This is a genomic window from Paenibacillus sp. 32O-W (genome assembly GCF_007679495.1).
Lineage (GTDB): Bacteria > Bacillota > Bacilli > Paenibacillales > NBRC-103111 > Paenibacillus_L > Paenibacillus_L residui.
Window position 1 is genome coordinate 1 of record NZ_VEGP01000048.1, and the last position, 22,192, is coordinate 22,192.

General features: G+C 50.6%; 18 protein-coding genes. 13 read left to right on the forward strand and 5 right to left on the reverse strand.

The window, feature by feature from the left end:
- The first annotated feature begins 280 nt into the window (after positions 1–280).
- The 9 genes from FS806_RS17495 (at position 281) to FS806_RS17535 (ending at position 12,091) form a co-directional block, all read left to right on the forward strand.
- Complete coding sequence (locus FS806_RS17495) at positions 281–1,237, forward strand: DNA-3-methyladenine glycosylase family protein (RefSeq protein WP_144939211.1); 957 nt, start codon at positions 281–283, stop codon at positions 1,235–1,237.
- A gap of 200 nt (positions 1,238–1,437) precedes the next feature.
- A complete protein-coding gene (locus FS806_RS17500) occupies positions 1,438–2,121 on the forward strand; it encodes a class I SAM-dependent methyltransferase (RefSeq protein WP_144939213.1) in 684 nt (227 codons plus the stop codon).
- 656 nt (positions 2,122–2,777) lie between these two features.
- Entirely contained in the window at positions 2,778–4,439 is a 1,662-nt protein-coding gene (locus tag FS806_RS17505) for an extracellular solute-binding protein (protein ID WP_186328410.1), read from the forward strand.
- Positions 4,440–4,456: 17 nt separating this feature from the next.
- Positions 4,457–5,371, forward strand: a complete 915-nt coding sequence (locus tag FS806_RS17510) for an ABC transporter permease (RefSeq protein ID WP_260982149.1) — start codon at positions 4,457–4,459, stop codon at positions 5,369–5,371.
- A 22-nt stretch (positions 5,372–5,393) separates the two neighbouring features.
- On the forward strand, positions 5,394–6,287 hold the full coding sequence (locus FS806_RS17515) for a carbohydrate ABC transporter permease (RefSeq protein ID WP_144939272.1): 894 nt from the start codon (positions 5,394–5,396) through the stop codon (positions 6,285–6,287).
- Between the two features lie 41 nt (positions 6,288–6,328).
- Positions 6,329–7,639 (forward strand): Gfo/Idh/MocA family oxidoreductase, encoded by a 1,311-nt coding sequence (locus FS806_RS17520; protein ID WP_186328411.1) that lies wholly within the window; start codon positions 6,329–6,331, stop codon positions 7,637–7,639.
- 151 nt (positions 7,640–7,790) lie between these two features.
- On the forward strand, positions 7,791–9,575 hold the full coding sequence (locus FS806_RS17525) for a cache domain-containing sensor histidine kinase (protein WP_144939221.1): 1,785 nt from the start codon (positions 7,791–7,793) through the stop codon (positions 9,573–9,575).
- 18 nt (positions 9,576–9,593) lie between these two features.
- Positions 9,594–10,709 carry a response regulator transcription factor gene (locus FS806_RS17530; RefSeq protein WP_144939223.1) on the forward strand — a complete coding sequence of 372 codons (1,116 nt, stop codon included), beginning with the start codon at positions 9,594–9,596 and terminating at the stop codon, positions 10,707–10,709.
- A 170-nt stretch (positions 10,710–10,879) separates the two neighbouring features.
- Complete coding sequence (locus FS806_RS17535) at positions 10,880–12,091, forward strand: MFS transporter (RefSeq protein ID WP_144939274.1); 1,212 nt, start codon at positions 10,880–10,882, stop codon at positions 12,089–12,091.
- 103 nt (positions 12,092–12,194) lie between these two features.
- Here FS806_RS17535 and FS806_RS17540 read toward each other — a convergent pair whose 3' ends face one another.
- Complete coding sequence (locus tag FS806_RS17540; protein ID WP_144939225.1) at positions 12,195–12,572, reverse strand: winged helix-turn-helix transcriptional regulator; 378 nt, start codon at positions 12,570–12,572, stop codon at positions 12,195–12,197.
- A 693-nt stretch (positions 12,573–13,265) separates the two neighbouring features.
- On the opposite strand from FS806_RS17540, the gene FS806_RS17545 reads away from it, so the two are divergent.
- The 3 genes from FS806_RS17545 to FS806_RS17555 are packed head-to-tail and all read left to right on the forward strand — an operon-like array spanning position 13,266 to position 15,545.
- Positions 13,266–14,126, forward strand: coding sequence for a carbon-nitrogen hydrolase family protein (locus tag FS806_RS17545; protein ID WP_144939227.1), 861 nt, complete (start codon positions 13,266–13,268; stop codon positions 14,124–14,126).
- 59 nt (positions 14,127–14,185) lie between these two features.
- Entirely contained in the window at positions 14,186–14,860 is a 675-nt protein-coding gene (locus FS806_RS17550) for a GNAT family N-acetyltransferase (protein ID WP_144939229.1), read from the forward strand.
- Positions 14,861–14,876: 16 nt separating this feature from the next.
- Positions 14,877–15,545, forward strand: coding sequence for a GNAT family N-acetyltransferase (locus FS806_RS17555; RefSeq protein ID WP_144939231.1), 669 nt, complete (start codon positions 14,877–14,879; stop codon positions 15,543–15,545).
- Between the two features lie 435 nt (positions 15,546–15,980).
- On the opposite strand, the gene FS806_RS17560 is transcribed toward FS806_RS17555, so the two are convergent.
- Together FS806_RS17560 and FS806_RS17565 are read right to left on the reverse strand one after the other, a co-directional pair.
- Positions 15,981–17,441, reverse strand: coding sequence for a serine hydrolase domain-containing protein (locus FS806_RS17560; RefSeq protein WP_144939233.1), 1,461 nt, complete (start codon positions 17,439–17,441; stop codon positions 15,981–15,983).
- 167 nt (positions 17,442–17,608) lie between these two features.
- Entirely contained in the window at positions 17,609–18,187 is a 579-nt protein-coding gene (locus tag FS806_RS17565) for a histidine phosphatase family protein (protein ID WP_260982150.1), read from the reverse strand.
- Between the two features lie 246 nt (positions 18,188–18,433).
- Here FS806_RS17565 and FS806_RS17570 point away from each other — a divergent pair, with 246 nt between their 5' ends.
- Entirely contained in the window at positions 18,434–19,477 is a 1,044-nt protein-coding gene (locus tag FS806_RS17570; protein ID WP_144939235.1) for a DUF7309 domain-containing protein, read from the forward strand.
- 155 nt (positions 19,478–19,632) lie between these two features.
- On the opposite strand, the gene FS806_RS17575 is transcribed toward FS806_RS17570, so the two are convergent.
- Both FS806_RS17575 and FS806_RS17580 read right to left on the reverse strand, forming a co-directional pair.
- Positions 19,633–21,222 carry an extracellular solute-binding protein gene (locus tag FS806_RS17575; protein WP_144939237.1) on the reverse strand — a complete coding sequence of 530 codons (1,590 nt, stop codon included), beginning with the start codon at positions 21,220–21,222 and terminating at the stop codon, positions 19,633–19,635.
- Positions 21,223–21,290: 68 nt separating this feature from the next.
- Entirely contained in the window at positions 21,291–22,184 is an 894-nt protein-coding gene (locus tag FS806_RS17580; protein ID WP_144939239.1) for a carbohydrate ABC transporter permease, read from the reverse strand.
- Positions 22,185–22,192 lie beyond the last annotated feature (8 nt).

Below are 22,192 nucleotides of genomic sequence, written 5' to 3' on the forward strand. Positions count from 1 at the left end.
AAATACAGTTAGACGTGCCGCTCCGCTTGCAACGATGCCTGCAGACGGTAAAATAGACGGATTTTCAAGGTAGTTTAGTCATTCGGCGCCATTTGCATCAATTTACCTGCATGAAATACAGTTAGACTCGCCATTCCGTTTGTACGGCACCAGCAGAAAATGAAAATAGACGGATTTTCAAGGTAGTGTCCCTCAGAGCTAGGTTCCCTCTCTTGTGAAACGTGGCCATCCTTCCGTCTTCATTGCCTGAATATAGTTGTCTAATTGGAGGAATCAGTATATGGAGAGCCAGGAACCGTTCAATAGAACGAAGAGAACCCTACCCGCGATACCGGAAACACAGCAAATAAAGCTCAGCGTCCCTCAGCCCTTCAGCTATACCGAAACATTAGGCTACTTGTCCCGCTCGCCCAACGAGTGTATGTTCCGTATCCACAATGATAAACTATACTGTCACATTCCGGTAACGGATGAAGGAACGGGCCCTGTAATCGAAATCAGCGGAGAGCAGGAAGGTTCTCTCGTTGTTACCTATTTGCAAGAGGGCCTTCCATCCAAGGCAAGCCGAGACATGGTAGCCGGATATGTTCGCGAATGGTTTGATTTGGAGACGGACCTCGCTCCTTTTTACGAAATGGCCGCGGGCGATGCCCTGCTGAACAAGGTAGTCCGGCGGTTTTATGGCCTCCGCCTGGCCGGCATTCCCGATTTATTCGAAGCTCTTAGCTGGGGGATTATCGGGCAGCAGATTAATTTAGCCTTTGCCTACACGCTCAAGAGACGCCTCGTGGAATCGTTCGGTAAGCATGTCGAATGGGACGGGGTCAAGTACTGGTGCTTCCCTTCCCCATCCGTCATTGCAGAGCTGAAGGTGGAGGACCTGACCCGGCTGCAGCTAACCGCCAGAAAATCCGAATATTTGATCGGCACAGCCCGGCTGATGGCGGAAGGCAAACTGACCAAGAAGCAGCTGCTGGAGGCAGGAAGCTGCGAGGAGGCGGAGCGGCTACTGGTCAGCATTCGGGGAATCGGTCCATGGACCGCCAATTACGTCCTGATGAGATGTCTCCGCTTCCCGTCCGCCTTCCCTATTGCCGATGTCGGTCTGCATAACGCCATCCGTGAGCTCTTGGGGAGGCCAAGCAAGCCCTCCATAGACGAAATCAGGAAGCTGGCCTCCACCTGGGCCGGATGGGAAGCCTATGCCACCTTCTACTTATGGAGAAGTATTTATTGAAGCGGATCGGCTCCAATACGGGATGCAGGAGGATGGCTCTCCAACAGCATAGCCGAGTGTCCCCCGCCAGGGGCGGCCCTCTGCCGCTGGCTGAACGCCTTATAGTTTTTACCTATAAACACGATATCTTTTATATATTTCAATAATGAGGACCGGTCGACTACAATGAATTCAACCAAATACGCAAGGAGGAAATAACGATGGATCCGTCAGTAAAGAAGCTGTTCGATGCCGGTGCGAAAGACTACGAGTGGCAGAGGAGAAATTTGATTCCATGCTTTGACGATTTCTACGGGATGGCTCTGTCCTTGGTGGAAAGCGCTGATTCTTCCCCACGCATCCTGGATCTGGGGGCAGGGACGGGGCTGTTCTCCGGTCTGGTGCTGCAGAAGTACCCGAAGGCCCGTCTGACCCTCATCGATTTCAGCGAGCTGATGCTGGACAAAGCCCGCCAGAGATTCGGCTCCCAGGCGGCAAATGTTCAATATATTACGGCCGATTATTGCGATTATGCGTTTACCGAATCCTACGATTTCGTCATCTCTTCGCTGTCTATCCATCATCTGCCCCATGACGACAAAAGAAAATTGTTCGCGAACGTGTATCATGCGCTGCGGGATGGTGGAGCTTTCGTCAATGCCGACCAGGCACGAGGCAGCACTCCCGAGACGGATGCTTACTATAAAAGGCGCTGGATGGCCTCCGTCAGCGCGAGCGGTCTTCCGCAAGAGATGATCGACGCCTCGGTGGAAAGAAGAAAGCACGACATCAACGCCTCGGTAGAGGAGCAAATCCGCTGGATGGAGGAAGCCGGCTTCACCGACGTGGACTGCATGTACAAAAATCTGGAATTCGCCGTTTTCTATGGAAAAAAAGGCCGCTGATCCCCTGCTATCGTTTCATACCGAGTCTTCCTGTAGTCGGCGAGCTTTCCCACAAGCGTATTAGCATAAAACGGCCCCGTCCCAACTATGAAGCAAGAAGGACCTCTGGTCGCTTTTGCACGAATTATCGTACAATCTGCCGTATATATGGCCGCAACGGTCCGACTTTTAATCGTACATACGGACGCGCAGGTTCCGGGAACGAGAACGAGTGCATTTTGCACGCGAATTATACAACCTGCCGTGTATATGGCCGCAACGGTCCGACTATATGGACGCACTCGTTCCCGGAACGAGTGCGTTTTGTTGACGTGGAAATGAAGTCCTTCTGGGGCAGCCAAAGTTAACTCTATGCGGGCTTAAAAATCATAAATCAACTTTGATAACCCCCTGTCTTTGGCCGGAAGAGCTTCGAATCGCCTACTCCAGCTCGTTCCTGCCGTTCCCCGGGCAGTCCGGGGACATTTCATTCATATCACTCTTCGCGTGACCCATCCCTTGTCCCGAAAACATCGTAAAATCACTATATATTTTAGTATTTTACCATGTTGTATGAACCCACCCGACCCTCCATAATGAAGAGAACATCGAGAATGGAGGCCGTTGAGAAGATGAAGTAAGCTTAAATCCCAATAAGGAAAGGAGAGCTCGCACCTTTGAGAACTTTTTCTGAAGGCGTTTCCAAAAGGCTGGTTTGGCTGCTATGCGGTACGGTCGTATTGTCCGGCTGCACGGGGAACCCGTCTCCCGGGGGAGAAACAGCGGCAGACCAGAAGAAAGTTTCGGCTCCGGGGACGTTTCCGATTGTGGATGAGAAAATAACGATCAAGCTGTTCACGAAGCATGATCCCAAGGTGGAGGATTACGCCACTAACGAGTTCACCAAATGGTATGAAGAGAAGACCAACATTCATATCGATTGGCAAACCGTGCCGGTGTCGGCATTGGCCGAGAAGCTGCAGGTGACGTTGGCCGGCGGCGATTTGCCGGAGGTGATTATGACCGCAGGGCTTACCCCGAGCCAATTGGTAGCCTACGGCAGCCAAGGCTTATTCCTTCCTCTTAACGACTTGATTGACCAATATGCCCCTAACATCAAGAAAATGATGGAGCAGGTTCCGGAATCAAGGAAGTATCTGTATGCGCCGGATGGCAACATATATGGGCTGCCCCGGTATTCGGAGAACGTCCATACGTCCATGCCGAAGAAATTATGGATCAATCAGAAGTGGCTGGACAATCTCGGCCTGCAAATGCCGGAAACGACAGAAGATCTCTACAACGTATTGAAAGCGTTTAAAACCGAAGATCCGAACGGAAACGGCAAAGCCGACGAAATCCCCTTTGCCGGCGCCACTCAAGATAATAACGAGCCCGAATCGTTCATCATGCAGTCCTTCCTGTTCTTCGACAGAGATACTTATGTCATGGTGGAGAATGACAAGATCGTATTTACCGGAGATAGCGAAGGTTACAAGGAAGGGCTCAAATACTTGAGACGGCTCATCCAGGAGGGGCTCCTCGCACCGGAATCGTTCACCCAGGACCGCAAAGCGCTGACCGCTCTGTCGGAAGCGCCGGAGGGAGCGCGTCTGGGGGCGGCGCCCGGCCTTATATGGACCCAATTCTCGGTCAGCAACTCCCCGCTCGGGCGGGACAAAGAGTTCGTGCCCGTACCTATTCTGGCCGGTCCGGACGGGAAACGATACGGCTTCGATAAGGGCGAAAGCGTTATTCCTGCGGAATTTGTCATTACGAAAAATGCCAAAAATCCGGAGGCGGCCATCCGCTGGATCGACTTTTTCTACGATTCGTCCCAAATGCTCGAGACCGGCATGAGCCCGTCTTACGGCATAGAAGGCGTCCATTGGGAGAAGATCGAGCCGGGCAAATTCGGTCTGGACGGAGTCACGCCTGCCGAATTCCGGATTTTGGTGCAGCCGGGGACACCGGGCAATTATTACTGGAATCAGAGCGTTCCCAGCTACAGCACCGTGAAAACGATGTACCGCTACGAGGTCACGCCGGAAATGGACAGCGAGGTCGTTCTGTATAACACGACTAAAGAGCTGTACAAACCGTACTCCATGCTGGACAAAAAGCTTCCTTTCCTTTATTTCATGCCTGAAGATTTGGCCAAATATGGAGACTTGCAAAAAAATATCGTCGGCGTCGTCCGCCAGTTCATGCTTAAATTCGTGACGGGAAATCTCGATATCGACAAAGATTGGGATAAATACATTCAGGAGCTGAACAACGCCGGATTGAAGCAATACGTGGACATTCTGCAGGAAACCTACGATAAGAACAAGGAATGAAGCTCGGGGGTGGACGGGTGAATGCGTTAAGACGCAAGCAAATTTGGGACAATTGGCAGCTTTACGTACTGATCTTTCTGCCCTTTGTGTACGTCATCGTTTTTCATTACTTGCCGATGTACGGATTGCTTATCGCTTTTAAAAACTACAACCTGGCCAAAGGGATATGGGGCAGCGAGTGGGCGGGACTTTCCCATTTCGCAAGATTTTTCGGCTCCTATGATTTTGTGCTTGTGCTCAAGAATACTCTCGGACTAAGCCTTTACAATTTGGGAGTCGGCTTTCCAGCTCCGATTATTCTTGCACTATCTCTCAATTATTTACGGAACCGCAGGTTCAAGAAGCTGGTGCAGATGGTGACGTATGCCCCCCATTTCATTTCGGTCGTCGTATTGGTCGGAATTGTCGTCCAATTACTGTCGGTTCATACGGGAATCGTCAATCAGATGATCGAGGCTATTACCGGCAAGCAGATCAATTTTCTCGGAGAGCCGCTCTATTTCAAGTCCATCTACGTCTGGTCCGGCATCTGGCAGCAGATTGGCTGGGGATCCATTATTTATTTGGCGGCTCTATCCGCCATTGACCCTCATCTCCATGAAGCGGCCGTTATGGATGGCGCCAGCAAATTGCAGCGCATATGGCACATAGACATTGCGGGAATTATGCCCACGATCGTTGTCCTGCTCATTCTCGATGTCGGGCAGATCATGAACGTAGGCTTCCAGAAGGTACTGCTGCTGCAGAATCAATTGAACCTGGAAGCCTCGGAAGTGATTGACACTTATGTGTACAAAGTGGGCATTATCTCGGGAATTCCCAACTATTCTTACGCCACTGCCATTGGTCTGTTTAAATCTTTGATCGGATTGATCCTTATAGTGTCAGTGAACAAAATAGCCCGAAAAGTAAGCGACACAAGCCTATGGTAGCTCGAAGGGGGGATGTGCCTTGATCGAAAACCGGCTGATCAAAGAAACGGGCCTGGATAAGCTGTTCACCATTGCCAACTACCTGTTCGCCGGCATTCTTCTGCTGTTGGTCCTGTATCCTCTTGTATATGTACTCAGCGCCTCGTTCAGTTCGCCGGAGTCGCTGATGGGAGGCAGAGTTTGGCTGTTTCCCGTGGATATCGGACTGGCCGGATATAAAGCCGTATTCGAGTACAAGGGCGTCTGGATCGGCTATTCCAACAGCCTGTTTTATACCGTAGCAGGGACGGTCATCAATGTGGTCATGACGATTGCGGCCGCTTACCCGCTTTCGCGCAAAGATTTTTACGGCGGAAGAACGATCATGCTGATCTTTGCTTTTACCATGATTTTCTCAGGCGGGCTTATCCCCAATTATTTGCTGGTGAAAGAGCTCGGCTTGCTGAACACCCGCTGGGCGCTGCTTATTCCGAATGCGATGAGCATCTTCAATGTCGTCGTGATGATGAGCTTCTTCCGCAGCAATATTCCTGCCGAATTGCTGGAATCGGCCAAGATGGACGGATGCAGCAACTTCCGGTTTTTGCTCAGCATCGTCCTGCCGCTGTCCGGAGCGGTCATTGCCGTTATTACGCTGTTCTATGCGGTGGGACATTGGAACAGTTTTTTCGACGCGCTGCTCTATTTGTCCGACAAGAACAAATTTCCTCTACAGATCTACTTGCGGGAAATATTGCTGCTGAACACTACGAGCGATATCACACTGAATGTGGATGAGGAAAGCAAAAATTTCTACTTGAGCGAATTATTGAAGTATTCGCTGATCATTCTTTCCAGCTTGCCGATGATCGTACTGTACCCGTTTGTACAAAAATATTTTGTTAAAGGCGTCATGGTCGGATCGCTCAAAGGGTAATCCGCATACACGCTGCATAAACAATGGACATGGAGGGATATATGATGAAAGCATTGCTGGTCGGCATTGGAGGATTCGGTTCCGGATGGTACCGGAGGCTTCGCAATCAATATAGTGAGCTGCAGTTGGCGGTTGCCGATACCGATGAAAGCAAGCGAGCCAAGGTGGAAGAAGACGGTGTCCCTTTCTACACCTCGGTACAAGAAGCGATTGAGAAGGAACGGCCCGATGTGCTGCTCAACGTCACTCCGCCGCATATCCACAAGGAAATCAACCATCTCGCATTCGATCATCGAATTCCCGTCTTTTGCGAAAAGCCGATTGCGGATAACTACGAGGATGCCATCGCGATGGTGGAAAGAGCGGAGAAAGAAAATATTCCGTTCATGATCGCCGAAAACTACCGTGCTTTCCCGTTTGTCCGAAAGTTAAGAAAGCTCATCGCGGACGGTGAAATCGGCAGCATCCTTACGATCGACGGAGTGTTCTACCGTTACAGCGAAATGGCGCATTCGGACAAAACCGCCATTCTGGAAGGCTTGATCGTCCATCATTTCGATCTGATCCGCTATTTGACAGGGCGGGAGATCGGGAAAGTGTTCGCGACATACCGCCACAGCCTGAATATCGTTATGGAGCTGCAAGCAGGCATTACGGCCACCTTCCGCTGCTCCGTCCGATCGAAGGGCAAGCATACCGATTGGGCCGGCAATTGGCGGATCGAAGGCGATCAAGGCTGCCTGGAGCTGATAGATAACCAGATTCATCTGACGAAAGACGGAGCCACCACATTGATCGATGATTTTAGCGATGTTCATGCTCCGGGCCCGTTTACGGAATTTCTGCAGTCCCTTGAGGAGCAGAGAGAGCCGGAGACAAGCGCCAAGGACTACTTGAGAAATCAGGCGCTCGCACATTATTGCAGGGAATCCATCACTACGCACCAAGCAGTGGATACTTCTGCGAGCTGGGGGTATGGTCCAATGATTGTCCGCAACTATTACGATATGGAATTCGGTCCCCCATCGGTCAGCCATCACGGGAAGGGGATGACCCGAGGGAAGAGGCTGTATTCCCGTGAAGATTTCGATACGCCGATCATGTTCCTCGGCTACGGAGAAATCCCGCCGGGGGCTTCCATCGGCTATCACGGCCACCGGGAGGACGAAGAGGTATACATCATCCTGGAAGGGACCGGATTAATGACCGTCAACGGCCAGACGCGGCAGGTCAAAGCCGGGGATGTCATCCTGAACAAGCCTTGGTGGAAGCACGGGTTGGAAAATAACAGTGATCAGCCTCTCCGGACCTTAATCTTCGAAGTGCTGAAGACACCGGCCGCTGACAAGTGAACTCGTTCAGCTTAGCTGAACATCGAGTAATCAGATGGAGACTCTACTCCACCTGATTTAGAGCCCACCTATAGAGGTGGGGGTCTTAACCCGATAATACCAACATCGGGATAATCCTCCGGATGAACATTAGGAACAGGTGGGACTTCATTTGCCGGCCAAAAACATAATCAATCGATGGAAGTCATCTCTAAAGTGGAAGTTGATCTCTATTTTTCTCGTCATTGTTATGTTCAATCTGGTTGTCATCGGTTTCTTCGTCAACCGGTATGTCGCGATGGCTATCGAGAAGGATTCCATACAGTTAAGCCGGCTTATTCTCAAACAGGCCAATTTGAATCTGGAACGTTATTTGGGGGAAATCGAACAATTCATGTTTACTCTGAGCTCCAGTCAGGAGCTTCTGTCCTGGGCCAGCTTGACCGGTCCGCGCAAGGCGGAGTCCGTCGTTCCATACTCCATGATCGTCAATGATTATATCCAGCCTTTCGCGCGGACGCATCCCGAGCTGTTATCCCTTACCTTGTACAACACCAATGGCAATGAAGCGCATTATTCACCGGTTTATGGGCTGAAGCTGGATTACAGTATGAGCGAGGAAGCCTGGCTGGAGCAGATTTCGCCTGCAGGCCGGACGGCCTATAGGGTGGAAACGAGCCGTAATTACGTAGATGTAATGCTTAGGCCCGTATCGCTGCAGGTCATCACTCTGGTGAAGAAATTTGGCTTTGACGGGTCTACTTATTTGAAAATCGATATCCAGCCCACTCTGCTGGAAAGCATATTGAAGGAAATGAATCCGGGCAACAACGGGGTCGGCTTTCTTGTCAATGAGGAAGGAATTATTGTCGCCCATCCGCATAAGGAACGCTTTCTTTCGCCATTAGAGGCTTCCATGATGCAGGAGATGGATAAGTCGGCAGGCGGGGCTTTTGTATGGGACGATTCGAATGAGATCGCCATTTACGAAAACATAGCCGGCACCGATTGGAAATCGGTTATCCTCATTCCGTATGAAGATATTGCCAAGAGCATTTATACCATCCGGAATGCCGTGTTTGGGATTACGGCCGCTTGCTTGGTTGTATCGGCCATTTTCATTGTTATGGTTTCCTCCTCTATTACAAGACGGTTAAGCAAATTAAAGCGGCTTATAAAACGCACGGGGCGCGGTCATCTTCATGTTCCGGCAGAAGTGGAAGGTCAGGATGAAATTTCGGCTCTGGCCAATTCGTACAATCAGATGCTGGAGGATTTACAAGAGCACATCAAACGGCTGGCCGAATCCAAGGTAGCCGAGCAGCAGGCCGTTCTGTTCTCGCTGCAATCGCAGATCGATTCCCATTTTCTGTATAATACGCTGGAGATCATTAACTCCATGGCTTCCCAAATCCATGCGACAGATATTGAGCAGATGACCGTGGACCTGGCCAACCTGTTCCGCTATACGGCCAATTATAAAGATACGAAAGCGACGATCCGGGATGAGGTCGAACATTTGCAAAGGTATTTGCATATTATTCAAACCCGCTATGGCGATAAATTTACACACGACCTATTCGTGGAAGAGACGTGTTGGAAGGCGGTTTGTCCCAAAGTTATTCTGCAGCCGCTTGCGGAAAATGCCGTAAAGCACGGCTTCGAGACGTCTGGCGGAGCCCTTCACTTGTCCGTTGCCATTCGAAAAATCGAAGACCAGTGGATAGAGGTTTGCTTTGCCGATAACGGAACGGGATTTTCCGAGGACAAGATCAGGGAACTGAACGATAAACTGCACCGGCAAAACTCGCATTATTCCGATTTCCAGCGCATCGGGCTGCTCAATATCCATTACCGATTAACGACGCAATATACATCGCACAAGGCCGGCCTCCGGATAAGAAACAGCGACAGCGGAGGCGCCGAAGTGCGCTTTTGCTTGCCTATGAATTTATAGACCGGGGGTGGGAGCACGATGTTACGAATTTTAGTCGTGGATGATGAACCATACATCCGTACGGGGATTGCCTCGAAGATCGGGCAATTCGGGGGACCGTTCGTCGTATCCGGGTTTGCGGGCAATGGTATGGAAGCTTTGGAGTGGCTGGAAACCCATCACGCGGACATCTGTATTGCGGATATACGCATGCCCGTTATGGACGGATTGGAACTAATCCAACGAATCAGGCAGACTCATCCGCGGATGCTAAGCATTGTCGTATCCAGCTATAATGAATTTGCTTACGCCCGGCAAGCGATCCAATTAAATGTCTCCGATTATATTTTGAAGCCTATCGACAGGGCTGCTTTGCAGCAAGCATTGGAGCATGCGGCGGTCACTCTCGACAAAACAAGAATGGATGAGGTCTCCCATCTTCTGCTGCAAAAAAACGATCAGTACCAGGACATGCTGCAGCGCTGGACGGATTACATCCTGACCAACCGTGCGGATAAATATCCCCTGCTTGTGGTGGATACGTTGAATCTGATGGAAGGCTGGATTGAAGGAGACTACTGTTTATTAAAAGCTCTATCCACCGCATGGATCGAGTTGGTTGCCGCAGCGTTGAAACGGCCGCCTATTGGTGAGAATATGGCTCCCATGCGCGAATGGGATATGGATTATGCCGTGCTTCCCCGTGACAAGTTGAGAGAATATTTCCGGCTGAATGCCGTTATGCAGATGGAAGGAAGCATTCTTTATTTTCTGGATAGGATGAGAAAAGGGCAGTCCAGCGAGAACGAAAAAATCATTCGCCGCATCAAACAGTATATTGATACGCACTATGCCGATAAGTTGAATCTGGAGAAGCTGGCCGATCTGATTCCCATCAGCCGCTCCTACCTGACGGCAATGTTCAAGCGGAGCACCGGCTTAACGATGTGGAAATATCTCGTTAATGTGCGGATGAAGAAAGCGAAGATGCTGCTGCTGGATCATAATGTGAAAGTATATGAGGTGGCCAATAAGGTAGGTTATGAAAACAGCGAGCACTTCTCCAAGCTGTTCAAGGAATATTACGGCATAACGCCCAAGGAATACAGGCGAATGGTCGAAATCGCCGATGAAGAAGAGCTTTGTTATGATTGAGCGCCAGAAGTCAGTATTGCCTGACGATCTTTCGTGGGAAGGGGGCCTGGAACCATTGTCCAAAATCAATCGAGCGACGGTACGGCGTCATTTAAGGATAACTGAACTACTGTACGAACGAGCCATCCATTCCCTCAAGGACGGTTGTGACAATCTTGTCTGAGCCGACAATGAACAAGAAGGAGACTCTCTACCCCATATTATTGGCCGTCAGCCTGGTCCATCTAATCAACGACTCGCTTCAAGCCGTCATCCCGGCCTCTTATCCGATATTGCGGGATACACTGGGGTTATCCTACACCCAGCTCGGCATGATCACGTTCATCCTGTATTTTTCCTCTTCCGTCATGCAGCCGGTGGTCGGAATGTATTCGGATAAACGGCCCTCGCCGCTCCTGCTCCCTATAGGAATGGCTATTGCCTTGTTAGGCATGCTCTGTCTTGCTGTTTCCCCGGGATATTTAGCGGTTCTCGGATCGGTGATTTTGGTTGGGGCCGCCTCCGCCATGTTTCACCCGGAAGGGGCCCGAATTGCCTATTTGGCCGCCGGAAACCGAAGAGGCTTGGCGCAGTCCATTTTTCAAGTAGGAGGAAACACCGGCAGCGCTCTGGCGCCTGTCATGACGGCATTGATTTTCTATCCGTTCGGGCAATTGGGGGCGCTCTGGTTTACTCTGGTCGCCGCTATTGGAGTTGTTATTCAGCTAAGGCTGGCCGGATGGTACCGGGGCTATCTGTCCGATTCCGGCCGGAAAATCGAAAGCAAAGTGAAGCAGCATACGGACAAGGGCCACTGGAAACATGTAAGGCTGGCCGTCGGTATTATTATCCTGATCGTCTTCCTGCGATCCTGGTACGGGGCGGGAATCTCCAATTATTTCGTCTTTTATCTGATGGAAAAGTTCCGGATATCGATCCCCGAGGCGCAGTGGTATATTTTTGTATATGTAGGCGCCGGCATTGCCGGAACGTTCCTCGGCGGGCCTCTGTCCGACCGCATTGGCCGAAAGAGAGTCATTCTGCTCTCCCTGCTGGGTGCGTCTCCTTTTGCCATCCTGCTGCCCTATGCGAATGAACTATGGGCTTACCTGCTGCTGTTTATTCTCGGGCTCGTTAATCACAGCAGCTTCTCTGTAACCGTAGTCTACGTACAGGAGCTGGTGCCCGGGCAGGTAGGAACCGTCTCCGGTCTCATTACCGGTCTGGCGTTCGGCATGGGAGCCATCGGAGCGGTGGCGATCGGCGGGCTGATCGATCTGACCGACCTGACGCTGGTTATCCTCTGCAGCTCTTTCCTGCCCTTGTTCGGCATCCTAGGGCTTCTGCTTCCATCCGACAGCAAGAATCGGGACCGTCCGCAAAGTAAGGCTGTGGGACACTAGTCATCCGAAACCGCAATGTTAAAGTCCGACGAAGCCTGCTTCCCCCAAATACAAAAACCCCCCTGCCCGCCATATTCACGCGCAGGGGAGTTATTTTTCCATCCTATCTTTCAACGAAGGCAGCGGAATCGGAATCTTTCCGAATCACGTTCTGGCGGTAATTTCTGCCCCAGTCATACATCATCCGCAAGACCGGCATCAAGCTTTCGCCGTACTCGGTCAGGGAATATTCCACTCTAGGCGGCACTTCCGGATAGACCCGTCTTATGACCAACTGGTCCTCTTCCAGCTCCCGAAGCTGGTTGGTCAACATTTTCTGCGTAATATTCGGAATCAATTTCTTCATTTCGCCGAAACGCTTGGTACCCTCCAGGCCAAGATGCCACAGAATAATCAGCTTCCATTTGCCGCCGATGACGGCCAAGGTCAATTCTTTATCGCAATTGATTTCCTTGAGCTTGATCCGGTCTTTCAATTCCACTGCGCCCGCCTCCTCTTGTTTTAATCATACTATATCCCTATAGGTGAATCCTACTGTTTAATGGAGGAAGGATGGCTGACAAGCCTCATATTATGCCCGAAACCGGCTGCTATAATTCCTCTCGCTCTGGGACATCAAGCATAGTTACTTCCGGGTAACTTAGTCACTTTTCGGTAGGTACTTGCCATGTTGTCATATTTTTAGCACAATGAGGATGTTCCCTTGAATGGGCAGGGATATGTCCATAGACGGGGGAACGAAGGGAGCGGCGGATAAGCCCGTCAGCGCCAACCAAAAGCTGCGAAAGTGCACGCTTTACGATAGAATCTGCTTAAAATTTGTCCAAAAAGTGCATGCTTTTTATCCTTTTTCTCGCATTATTCGGTTTTTCCGGAGGAAAAGATGCACTTTTGCATCTTTATACGCAATCTGCGGGGGCACGGCCATTTTGCCTACAGTTCTGTCATTTGCGGGAGCCCCGGGTTTCCTGTCAGCTAAATTTTTCGCATGAAGGAGCCAAACCAACCTTCCCATGGATGAAATCCACCAGTCTCCATGTCGCCAAGCTGCAGACCATATATTGGAAATATATGGAATGTTTTATACCCTATGCCCCTCACGAGGCACCTCTCCTAAAAGAACTCTTTTAGAAGTCAAATAGAAATCAATATCCTATCCAAGGAGGCACCCGCTATGAAATTAAGAGTGTCGTCGGTTCAATACCATCTGCATACGATCAGCTCCTTCGAGGAATTTGCCCGGCAAGCGGAGCATTATGTCAGGACAGCGGCGGAATATGATGCGGAATTCATCCTCTTTCCCGAATATTTCACGACTCAATTAATGTCCATCGGCGATGATCGGGGCCGCGCTTTATCGATTGAAGATTTGCCCGATTTTACAGATCGTTACCTGAATTTGTTCACTTCTCTGGCCAAGCAGATGAATGTCCACATCATCGGGGGAACCCACGTCATCCGCAGAGAAAACCGCTTATACAATACCGCCTTCCTGTTCTATCCCGATGGAACCGTAGCGGAGCAGCCGAAGCTCCATATGACCCCGACGGAAGAGAAGGAATGGAACATGACTCCCGGCGAGAGTCTGCGGGTATTCGAAACCAACAAAGGAACTATCGCCATATTAACCTGCTACGATATTGAATTTCCGGAAATCGTCCGGATGGTTAAGGCGAAAGGGGCCGACGTTATTTTCTGCCCGTCCTGCACGGATGACCGTCACGGCTTCCACCGGGTCCGTTACACCAGCCATGCCCGAACGATTGAAAATCAGGTGTACGTCGTCGTCGCCGGAACGGTCGGCTCTCTGCCCACCGTGGATTTCATGCGGGCCAATTTCGGGCAGGCGGCGATTATTACGCCTAATGACATCCCCTTCCCTCCCCAAGGAATTCTGGCGGAGGGAGAAATCAATCAGGATATGCTTGTAACGGCCGATCTCGATTTGGAGCTGCTGTATCAGGTGCGGGCAAGCGGATCGGTCACGACCTGGCGCGACCGGAGAACCGATCTGTATCCCGATTGGAAGGAATAGCCGGGCTTGCCGGTCGATCAGCGCAGGCGGACTATTATTTCGGTTGAGGAGGGATGGCTATGTATCGCAAGGAAATCTACGTCTTTAACGGGAACCGGCCTGTCCCGGCAGTGATCCGGAACTATGAGGAGAAGGATTTTCCCGGATTAATCAGCATCCAGCAGGAAACGTTCCCTCCTCCCTTCCCGTCGGAATTATGGTGGAACGAGGAGCAGCTGCAGAACCATGTCAAGTTATTTCCGGAAGGGGCTCTGTGCATTGAAGTCGACGGCGAAATCGCGGGCTCGATGACCGGCCTGCTGGTGGATGATGACGGCCATTCCGCGGACCATACCTGGGCGGAGATGACCGATAACGGCTATATCCGCAATCATAATCCCGACGGGAATACTCTTTATGTCGTAGATATCAGCGTCCGGCCCTCCTATCGCCAGCTTGGCCTGGGAAAATGGCTGATGCAGTCTATGTACGAGGTTGTCGTTCATCTGGGCCTGGAACGGCTTCTAGGCGGAGGAAGGATGCCCGGCTATCATCACAAGGCGAAGGAATGGACGGCGGAGCAATATTTGCAGGCAGTGATCCGGGGGGAATGCAAGGACCCTGTCATCACCTTCCTGCTTCGGTGCGGCCGCACTCCCGTCAAGGTAGTGGCCGATTACCTGGAGGATGAAGAATCCTGCAACTATGGAGCCTTGATGGAATGGAAGAACCCTTTCCGCACAGGAAAAGGATAAGAAGGAGAATGAAACGATGGATTATCGCAGAATAACCGGTATTGAAGATCCTCTGTTCTGGCAGATGCATAAACTGATGCAGAACGTGTTCCCGCCCGAGGAAGTACTTGAGTTCGACTTGTGGAAAGAGCCTCTGGAAGACCCGGGAATCCGTGTCTTTGTGGCTGTCCATGACGGCAAGGTCGTGGGGGCTACCGAATATCGTTATTACGAGGATTTCAACGTGGCCATGACCGATTTTACGATTATCGGGGCGGCGGGACTGGGAATCGGCCCTTTCCTTGCTCGGAAGAGGCTGGAGGATTTGCAATCCTGGGCAGCAAGTAAGGGCAATCCGTTGTCCGGGATGTTCGCGGAGATTTATGACCCTTACCGTGTAGAACATTATGAATTCGGCGGCATTAAGCCTATGGACCCGTATGTCCGCCGCGAGGTGCTGTCCCACCTGGGCTATCAACGTCTGGACTTCCCCTATGTTCACCCTTCGTGGAACAACGACGGTGAAGCGGTGGAGGGGCTCGACCTGTGCTTCCTGCCGATGGCAGACCAGAATGAGCTGCCGGCAGACCTGATCGTGAATTTCCTGACCCGCTATTACACCGTTCTGTCCAATAAGCCCAAAGCCTGGCTGGACATGATCGAAGACCTCCGGGCGAAGGAAACGGTCGCTCTGCTGCCTTTCTAGGGCTGACGGAACTGAAGCCGCATTATCTCAGAAAACAAGGATAAACGGCTATCGCCGTCCTTAGAACAGGCGCGTTTACCGATGAAATATGAGAAAAACTCCTATCGGAGTATTTCATGGATGAGCGACCGTGTTTAAAGGATGTTTTTATCGCCAAATAGTTATGATGAACAAATTTTGGGGGTGGTCACGTTCATCATAACTATTGTGGTAAAAAAAGCTCCTAACGAAGCCTCTTCGAAGATGAATAACCCGGTTTTAAAGGTAGCTTTTTATGCCAATTAGAAAGTTTGTTCCATTTTAATGCTTTAATGAACTTATAACTTTCTAATGTGGTAAGAATAGGTATAAGGTGAACTTATACTTCTTATATATTAACAATAGCCGAACTCGCACCGAGCTCGGCTTATTTTCTATTGATAGGTTCAGTCTCCTCTAGCCGGCTTCTGAAATTTTGTCTCCACTTGCAATGCCGGAATATTCATCCAGGAAGCCTTCCGCATATTTTCGCATAACGATAGTCAAGGTATCTGCTCCGAAATGAACTTTAGTTCTCACTGTTCCGAAATAGTCATCAATGATGTAGGAATAAATCAGCAAGGAATTGGAATCTACCCAGGCTGCTGCAGACAGACTGTCATAACCGTATAGAGGGAACTTCTGCGAAACGGTCTTCCCCAATCCAAACCCCAGTCTGTGAGTCCCCCTGCTATTTTCAAAATATAAAGCCCCCTCATCGCCGTTAAACTCAAAATGAATTTGAGAGATTCCCATGGGGTTATCTGCCAGGCGGTAACCGTTCCCGTTTATTTCAGCCGCCTTGGATGAGTGAGAGCTCCCGTCAGGAAGCATAATGGAAAGCCGGCTTGTTCGATCCTGCAGTTGGTTGTAAGCCTCCTCATCATCGGGCAGCGAATGGGCGGCAAGACTACTGTAGATGGTATCCCACAGAGCGTCGAACACGATCTGTGTTCCATCCGGATTGGGCTGAAGATCTGCCGTTGTCACCACCAGTAAATCATCCTCCGGCAAACATATAGCCAACTGTCCCCCCATACCGCGAAGAGCGAAGCCGCCATGACTTGTCCTCCAGAACTGATACCCGTATCCCTGCTGAGCCTCATAGAATGTGTCCAGCGTATGCGTTGTATCGATCTGACGGGAGGTTGCTGCCAGTATATATTCCTCCGGAATCAACTGCTCCCCGTTAAATCGGCCCTTATTCATGCAGACCAATGCAAACTTGGCCAGGTCTCGAGACGTGCAGATCAGAGCCGAGCCCCCATGGGAAACTCCCAGAGGCGTCTGGAGACAGTACGCATCCTCCGAGAACCCGATAGGATCCAACAAACGCGGACGCAAATAGTCAAGCAAAGACATTCCGCTTAATTTCTCCACAATCGCGGCAAGGGTAACGGTTGCTGATGTATCGTAAAAGAACATTGTCCCGGGGAGATGCGACGGCGCAGCCTGGAAGAACGTCCTCACCCAGTCATCATCCTTAATTTGCTTGTAGGTTGTTTTTTCATGTGCAGAAGCCATCATCAACAGGTCGCGAATCGTCATTTGGGCTATATAAGGATGAACCCCTCCCTCTGGAAGCTTCTCCGGAAAAAAGCGAGTCACTTGGTCCCCGAGAGAAAGCAGCCCCTCCTCTTCCATCAAGCCGATGGCTACGGAAACGAAGCTTTTGGTGCAGGAGTACATCCGATGCTTCTTATGAGCATGAAAAGGACTCCAATATCCTTCCGCAGCTATTTTGCCGAAACGAAGGACGATAAAGCTGTGCATACATAATTTTTTATTCTCTAATCTGTCAAGAAATTGAAGGATGGCGGAAGACGGAATTCCTACTTGCTCTGGAGTAGCTGTCGGCAGTGGTTTCTTTTCACGCATTGGATAAACACCCTCCTTTATATTCACCAATCAAGAATTCGAACTGCTGTTAACTTAAAAACGGACCGCAGTTCCCCACAGCAGTTGGAGCCCGGACACCCATCCTATTGGCTCCACTTCATTTCTATCATCTTTGATAATAATATCAATTTTGTTTATGATTCCATTCATTGCTGCACATGCTTGGCGCAATTAAACAGCTCGCAGTCCCATTTCGAGCCGTCATAGCGGACAATCGTAATCGATGTATTATGAAAATACACATCCACGTTCACATGAGGAATCAGGCTTCTGACCGTTAGTCCGATTAACGCCCCGTGGCTGACGGCCAGTATATTTTTGCCCCGGGCACTCTCTATTAGCTCGGACAGGAAGGAAGTTCCCCGGCCAACGATAGAGCGCTCCTCTTCAATTCCGAGGGGCAGCTTCTCCCACTGCTCTCCCCACCGGGCGATCCTTTCCTCCGGAGTCGTCCCCTCGATTTCGCCTTTATGCATTTCTCTCAAGCGCGGGTCGGTCCGTACCGGCACTCCTATCGCTTCGGCCACAATATCCGCTGTTTCCTTAGCCCGCGAAAGATCGCTGGAGAAGAGACAGTCCCAAGGCTCCGTTCTCAAGCGCTCGGCCAGGCACCGGGCCTGCCGCCTCCCCTGGTCATTAAGAGGAATATCGCTCTGGCCCTGTGCCCTTCTCTCCGCATTCCATACCGTCTCTCCATGTCGTATAAATCCGATTCGTGTCATCATCCGCTTATTCCCTTTCCGTTTTATGGTATATGTTACCACATAACTGAACGCATTTGGCCGGAACCATTGGAATTTTCGTTCAAGTTTGAATTTTCCGAAGATAGCTGACGGAACTCGCTATTTTTCGGTTGATCCATTGGTAAGAGCCTGGGAAAAAGAGTATAATTTTCTTTAACAGGTTGAAACTTAAAGGGTCTTACTTGCAATCGTATTAGGAAATTACATCATCTTACGGGAGAGTTGAACATGGACAAAACCGAAGCAAGTATCCAGGAATGGCGCCGATTGTTCGAAGCGGCTATAAAGTTTAAGCAGCAGGGATGCTGGGATTGGATGACGAACGAGGATTATTTCGCGATAACGGACCCCGAGACCGGTGAAATCGGATATTGTGTCCCCCTTGGTGCGGGTGGGATTGATTATGGTCTGAATGTGTACCGGGGTCCTCAAGCCGGGGCTTTCCTTAGAGACATTGTACAAAGTTATGGGGTGGACGAGGATACTAAAGAGTCAATGTTTACTACTGACGCCATATCCGTAAACTTCGAAGATCGGGATCGATTAGACAAAAACGATTTGGGTCTTATTCGCGAACTAGGTTACAAATTTCGAGGCTCCGGCGAATGGCCGCTGTTCCGCAGCTATAAGCCCGGACTTCAACCTTGGTATTTGGATAAGCAAGAGGTCAGATTCCTCACCGTTGCGTTAGAGCAAGCATTCGTGGTCGCGGAACGGTTTCGTGAAAATCATGAGCTAAATTTCGAACGCGACAAAACCGAGTACGGCTTTGGGGAGAAACGCCTTCACCTTGTCCCTCAAGCAACGAAGAATGGCATCGTCTGGCAGGATCATTGGCTGCCCTGGCATCCGAAAGGAGAATTGATCGAGCCCTATCTTTATCCGGATGAAATTCGTCTGCGTCAATTGAAGAAGACAGTCAGAACATCGAAGGAAATCTGGGAAGCGGACTTCATGTTCGCCAATGCCATCATAGGCCAAAGAGGAGAAAGAGGCCAGTATCCTCGTCTTTGCCTATGGGTTAATGGAACAAGCGGCATCATTCTCGGAGTGGAGATAGTGGAAGAATTAGATTGTCGACAGCAGTTTGTGGATCAGCTGCTCCATCTGCTGGAATCAACGAAATTGAAGCCGTCCCGAATCCACGCGGCCTCCGACAAAGCATTCCTGGCGTTGAAGGATACCGCTGAGAAGCTTGGGATTCCCATCGTTTATAACCCGATGTCGTTGGCCTTGCTCCATGCTCAAGAAGCTATCCAAAGCAGCTTCTAGCCCTCGGGCTATCGGCTCCTATTACCCAAAATAACCAGGCTCCATAAGTATGTCGATCCCTCCGCACGGATGGTCTGCAATGTGATCCCGGGGGCCGACCATCCGCCATGCAGCACTGCAGCGCACACCTCCCCGGCGTGCGCTGCGTTCCCTGCTTATTTAGCTTTCGCCCAGCGGTCATAGGCCGCCTGATGGATTTTGACCAGTTCGTCGACCTTCAGTTTCTTCATGGTGCTTACATAGTCGTCCCAGCCTTGTTCAATGGAGATCTCCCCCGATACAAATTTCGCCTCCATCTGTTTAAGATAAGTATCGATGTCGGGCTTGATCGTGCTGTAAGTTGTCTGCTCGTCAACCGTAAAATATATTTGCGGGAAGGGGACTTTGGCATAAGGCAGATATTCCTCTTCCACCCAACCCGAAATCGTATGGATCGTCGGGTTATCCTCCTTGATAAAAAACTCCTGGTCAATCACCATCGGAACATTCGAGCCTGCCCCCGGGGCATCCTGCGCATTGGCTTGGGTCGTGTTCATTCCTTCAGGGGCCAACAGGGTCCACTTCGTCTTCCCTTCATCCACCCACTCCCAGTTCTTCCCTTCCACCCCTAAGCGGGCAAGAATCGTTCCCTCCTCCGAGTAGAGGTAATCCACCCAGCGCATGGTCGCTTCTGGATGTTTGTTTTTATTGGTAATGGCAAAACGACCCCGCTTGATTTCAGACACTTTGGTCACCAGCTTTTCTTTATTGGTCGGACTCGTCAGCGCAGGCAGCAGCGGGTAATTGGCCGCTTCCGTCACGTCGGTAAATCCGACCATGACAATGGGCCAGGTCGGGAAGATGCCGACTTTATCGGCCGCTCCCTTAGCCACATATTGCTCCCAGGTATGAGAGAAGATTTGAGGGTCCAACAATTTTTCCGTATATAAACGGTTCAAGAAGGTTAAATACTCCTTGTACTCCTCCTGGATAAAAGCGTAGTGTACGGTGCCGTCCCGTTCAAAAATGCCATTGGATTCCGAGATCCCGAAGTTGGGCAGCAGCGAATACCGGAGCTCCGCTACGCTGGAGGCGGATAGCGGAATTTCATCCGCCGTGCCATTCCGATTGGGGTCCTGTTCCTTAAATTGTTTCAATAAGGCATACAGCTCATCTATAGTGGAAGGCCTTTCAACGCCCAGATTTTTCAGCCATTGACCGTTCATCCATATTAACGGAGTTTGGGAATGGCTCAGATTATCCAGCCCGGGCAAAGCGTAGATATGGCCGTCCGGGGCCGTAATGGAAGCTTTAAGATCCGGGTGCTTCTCCATCACTTTCTTCAGATTCGGGGCATACTGCTCAATCAGATCCTCCAGCGGGATAAGCAGCCCTTGGGAGCCGTATTCGACCTCTTCATTGGCCGTCAGATTGGCGCCGAAGAATACATCCGGAAGCTCCAGACTGGCGAAGGCCAGCTGCTTCTTCTGTTGAAACTGCTCCGATGTGGAATTTTTGAATTTAAAGGAAATGTTGGTCTTCTCCTGCATTTCTTTGAAGAAGGCCATGTTCTCCCAATTCGGCTGCAAAGGCGAGCTTTGCGCCATCATTTCCAATGTGATCGGCTCATTGACGATAGGAAACCCCGTTTCGTTCAAATTGCCGGACTTCCCGCCGGAGCCTTCCTCCGATTTCGAACAGCCCGCGAAGACAGAGCCGGTTAACAGAAGTGCCGCCGCCGAAGCCAAAGCCATTTTGCTGCGCATGACATTTTCCCCCTCCTAAATTTGAGAAATCGTTCGGGGCATGACCGGCCCCAATTGCTTGAGACGGATTATTCCTTGATCGAACCGATCATGACACCCTTTATGAAAAAGCGTTGTAAAAACGGGTAAACGATCAGAAGGGGAGCGGCCGAAACAATCATCACCGCGTACTTGATCACGTTAGCTATTCTGGCCTGCTCGCCAATGGCTTCGGGATTGGCCCCTTGGATCATGAGTTCTGCCGTCATCTCCTGCTGGATGAGAATATCCCGCAGAATTAGCTGCAGGGGGAAGAGCTCCCGGTCGGATAAGAAGATCAAGCCCGCAAAATATTGATTCCAGTGCCCAACCCCATAAAATAAGGCCATTACCGCAACGATGGGTGCCGATAACGGAAGGACAATTTGAAAGAACGTTCGGAACACCGACGCGCCGTCAATCTCCGCCGCCTCTTCCAGCGCCCGCGGAATCGTCACTCGGAAGAAGGTCATCGTCACGATAATATTCCATACGGATGCCGCCCCCGGAATGACCATCGCCCAGATGGTATTGATCATGCCGAGGTCTCTCACCAGAAGATAGGTCGGGATGAGGCCGCCATCGAAGAACATCGTGAAGATCAGCAAGCCCATGATGGCTACTCTGCCGACAAGCTCTTGCCGGGCCAGGGCGTAGGCACAGGGCAGGGTGACCGCCAGGTTGATCAACGTCCCCAGCAGCGTATAGAAGATCGTGTTGCGGTACCCGTTCCAGATCTCTGTGCTGTTAAAGACCCGGACAAACCCTTCGAAGGTGATGCCTTTCGGAATCAGCCACATTCTGCCCGAGTTCACATAACTCGGATCGCTGATAGAGGCGCTCAGTATGTAAATCAACGGGTAAGTGATAATGAGGATGAAGAACCAAACCAGTGCCTTGTTGGCTATGTCGAAGATTCGATCGGACCTTGCTTCTTTTATCATAGGAGGGC